6 protein-coding genes are annotated in these 2,780 nt (G+C 60.6%); 4 read left to right on the plus strand and 2 right to left on the minus strand.

What is annotated here, in order from left to right; genetic code table 11:
• The 3 genes from EN893_RS27540 to EN893_RS27550 form a co-directional block, all read left to right on the plus strand.
• Positions 1-182 (plus strand): glycine zipper domain-containing protein (locus EN893_RS27540; RefSeq protein ID WP_128361934.1); only part of this gene is annotated, 182 nt, incomplete at its 5' end.
• Positions 183-234: 52 nt separating this feature from the next.
• Positions 235-870 (plus strand): outer membrane lipoprotein carrier protein LolA, encoded by a 636-nt coding sequence (locus EN893_RS27545; protein WP_127268099.1) that lies wholly within the window; start codon positions 235-237, stop codon positions 868-870.
• A 92-nt stretch (positions 871-962) separates the two neighbouring features.
• Positions 963-1,172 (plus strand): hypothetical protein, encoded by a 210-nt coding sequence (locus EN893_RS27550; protein WP_127268098.1) that lies wholly within the window; start codon positions 963-965, stop codon positions 1,170-1,172.
• Between the two features lie 78 nt (positions 1,173-1,250).
• Here EN893_RS27550 and EN893_RS27555 read toward each other — a convergent pair whose 3' ends face one another.
• Complete coding sequence (locus EN893_RS27555) at positions 1,251-1,550, minus strand: HlyU family transcriptional regulator (RefSeq protein ID WP_127268097.1); 300 nt, start codon at positions 1,548-1,550, stop codon at positions 1,251-1,253.
• A 112-nt stretch (positions 1,551-1,662) separates the two neighbouring features.
• Positions 1,663-2,352, minus strand: a complete 690-nt coding sequence (locus EN893_RS27560) for a PadR family transcriptional regulator (RefSeq protein WP_127268096.1) — start codon at positions 2,350-2,352, stop codon at positions 1,663-1,665.
• Between the two features lie 269 nt (positions 2,353-2,621).
• On the opposite strand from EN893_RS27560, the gene EN893_RS27565 reads away from it, so the two are divergent.
• A partial coding sequence (locus EN893_RS27565; protein ID WP_164901154.1) for a DUF2798 domain-containing protein occupies positions 2,622-2,780 on the plus strand: 159 nt, incomplete at its 3' end.

The raw sequence follows: 2,780 nt of genomic DNA on the forward strand, positions 1-2,780 counted from the left end.
GCTTGGGTGGCGCGGCCGTAGGCGCCGCGGTGGCCGGAGACCCTGTGGAAGGAGCGGTTGTCGGCGGTGCGGTCGGAGCGATAGCCGGGGCGGTCATCGGCCACGCCAGCGAAGCCGGCCAGTGCAGATATCGCGATCGGTACGGCCGGGTTTACGTCGCACGGTGCCCGGACGGTTACTGATCTCAAGACGCGTGATCTCCTTCGATCACGCGTCTGCTTGGGGGTTAATCGAATGGCCTATCGGATCAAAAAGTTGCCGGGTTTCTTGTTTGCCGCTGTTGGCGCTGCCGCGTTGAATATCGCGTCCACGATTGCGATTTCGGCCGCGCCGGTTGATGCGAAGACGATTGCCGATCACTTCTCATCGGTGAAATCTATGTCAGGGGATTTCGTGCAGTCGGGCCCGAAGGCGGAAAGAAAACATGGCAGGTTTTTTCTCCAACGCCCGGGCAAGATCCGGTTCAATTATGCTGGCCAATCTGGGATCAGCGTGATTGCGGATGGTAAATCCCTGGTGGTTTACAACAGGAAACTGAAGACATCGCGGCTCTATGCTCTCTCGAAGACGCCGCTGAAGCTGCTGCTCGACAACAAGGTCGACTTCTCCGGCAGTCGCCTCAAGAGCATCAGAGACGACGGCGCCCAAGTTACCGTCAAGCTGGCCGACAGATCGGCTTTCGGCAATTCGAACATCTCCATGGTGTTCGACAGAAAATCGCTCGATCTGCGCAGATGGAGCCTCACCGACGAGAAGGGACTTACCACAACGGTGACTATATCGAATGTGAAGCAGGGCGTTCGCGCTCCCGAGGGCACCTTCGTTATCGATTATGCGGCGAACCGTGAATTCAACACCACAACGAAATAGCGGCGGCCGCAGAATGGTCACAGCACCGGAACCAATATGATCAGCGGCGGTTTAATCCGTGAAGGGACCGGAACCGCAAAGGACGCGGCACAATGATTGAAATTCACAGCATCGAAGCGGCCAACGCCAGACTGCGCATAAGGAGAGCTGAGCACTCTCTGAAGCGCGCGAATGACTTGCTGGACGAGGAAGGCGGCGTCGCTCTTAATCTGGCATTGTGCGGCCGGATAAGGGCCGCGAGAAGGCATCTGATCGAGGCCAGGGCCCGCCTGATGACGATCGATCCCGCCAGGACGAGTTGATCCGCCGGCGGTCGTAGGTCAACCCGGACCGAGAGGTCCATCGTGGCGCAAAGGCCCGCATGGACCTGTGGCGGTGATCTACCCAAAAATCCGGTCGCCCTGCTCGTCGACCAGTTGGATGCCCTTCTTGATCGAGATGTCGACGGCGTCGTCGAGCCCGGCGAAACGGTCGGCACGGATGAATTTGTGTTCCTTCACCACACCGTCGATCTCCTTGGAGACGACGCCGCACGTCTGGTATTGGCCATCCGCCTTGTAGGGCGTGGCGCTGATCAGGAAGCCCTTGTGCTCGACCTGCTTAGCTGGCGCTGCACTTGTTGGTCCAGCCGTTTCGGCTCCGCTGGCGCCACCGCCGAAAAGACGCTTCAGAAAAGACATCGGGCTTCCTCCAACAGCATTCATCCCGCACCATGTAGAGTGACGCGGGATGAATTTCACTATCGGTCCTTGGCCCAGCGGGCAAGGGCTGCGTCCGGTCGGCTGGACGAGCTTACTTGCGCGACAGCGCTTCCAGCGCCTCGGCGGCGGCTTCGAGGATGGCGATCGCCTCGGCCTGCTTGTCGGCCGGGGCGTCGACGAAGTCACCCAGAGCCGCGCGCAGTCGGTGGCGGACTGCGCGGAATTCGTCGCGCGCTTCCGAACGATCCCCGCGGCTACCCCGGCCGCCACGACGCCCGCCCTCTTCACTCTCGTCGTTCCAGCCGAACCAGTCGCGCGCCTTGGCCATTTTGCGGCCGAAGCGCTCTAGATGGTCGAGCACGCCATCGATCATCTCGCGGTTGTCGGCGAGATGCGCCTGGCCAGCTTCGGTGATCGAAAACACCTTCTTGTTGCCGTCGGCGGCGGAGGCGGCATAGCCGGCCTCTTCCAGGAAGGTCAGCGTCGGGTAGACCACGCCCGGGCTCGGGCTGTAAATGCCGCTGGTGCGCTCTTCCAGGGCCTTGATGATGTCGTAACCGTGGCGCGGCGCCTCGGCCAGCAGCGACAACGTGATCAGCTTGAGGTCGCCGTCGGCCAGCATGCGCCCGGCGCGGAACATGTCGCCCGGGCCGCCGCGCCCGCCACCGCGACCGCCCTGCCCGAACGGGCCAAAACCGCCGCCCCCTCTGCCACCAAATTTGCCGGCCATGTGCATGAACATGCGTTCGCCGAAATGATTGTTCCCAAAATGTTTGTGCATTGATTGCTCCTTGAGTTGTATCTTACGATATATCTTAATTAGGCAAGCCAATCGATGGAGTCAAGATATATCTTACGATGTATCTGAATGCGGCGCCAGAGGCTTGCTTTCACTGGAACGTGCCGCTAGAAGGCCGGCGAGCGCCTCGGCTGCTCCGTAAGCGTCTGACGTCAAGCAACGCATCCCAACCCGGTCTTCCGGGCAATTTTGCCGGCCACGGCGAATGGATGCCAATGCGACGGACCGGACACTTTCAGGGAACACCCGAAATGAATGCAAGATATCAGCGCAGGAAACTGCCTGCGCGCTATGCCGCTGTTCTCAGCCCGCTGGTGCTGTCGCTGTTGATGACCTTCATCGTCTCGTTCATCTCGACGTTGAAAAGCCTTGGCTTCCACCCCGAGCTGCCGTCCATCTGGCTGACCGCC

Origin of the sequence: Mesorhizobium sp. M7A.F.Ca.CA.004.04.2.1, assembly GCF_004022825.1 — a bacterium.
Taxonomy (GTDB): domain Bacteria; phylum Pseudomonadota; class Alphaproteobacteria; order Rhizobiales; family Rhizobiaceae; genus Mesorhizobium.

What these genes read in the sequence shown, in the direction of transcription:
- EN893_RS27545 (WP_127268099.1), top strand. Translation starts at nt 235, where the DNA reads ATGGCCTATCGGATCAAAAAGTTGCCGGGTTTCTTGTTTGCCGCTGTT.
- EN893_RS27550 (WP_127268098.1), top strand. Translation starts at nt 963, where the DNA reads ATGATTGAAATTCACAGCATCGAAGCGGCCAACGCCAGACTGCGCATA.
- EN893_RS27560 (WP_127268096.1), bottom strand. Translation starts at nt 2,352, where the DNA reads ATGCACAAACATTTTGGGAACAATCATTTCGGCGAACGCATGTTCATG.
- EN893_RS27555 (WP_127268097.1), bottom strand. Translation starts at nt 1,550, where the DNA reads ATGTCTTTTCTGAAGCGTCTTTTCGGCGGTGGCGCCAGCGGAGCCGAA.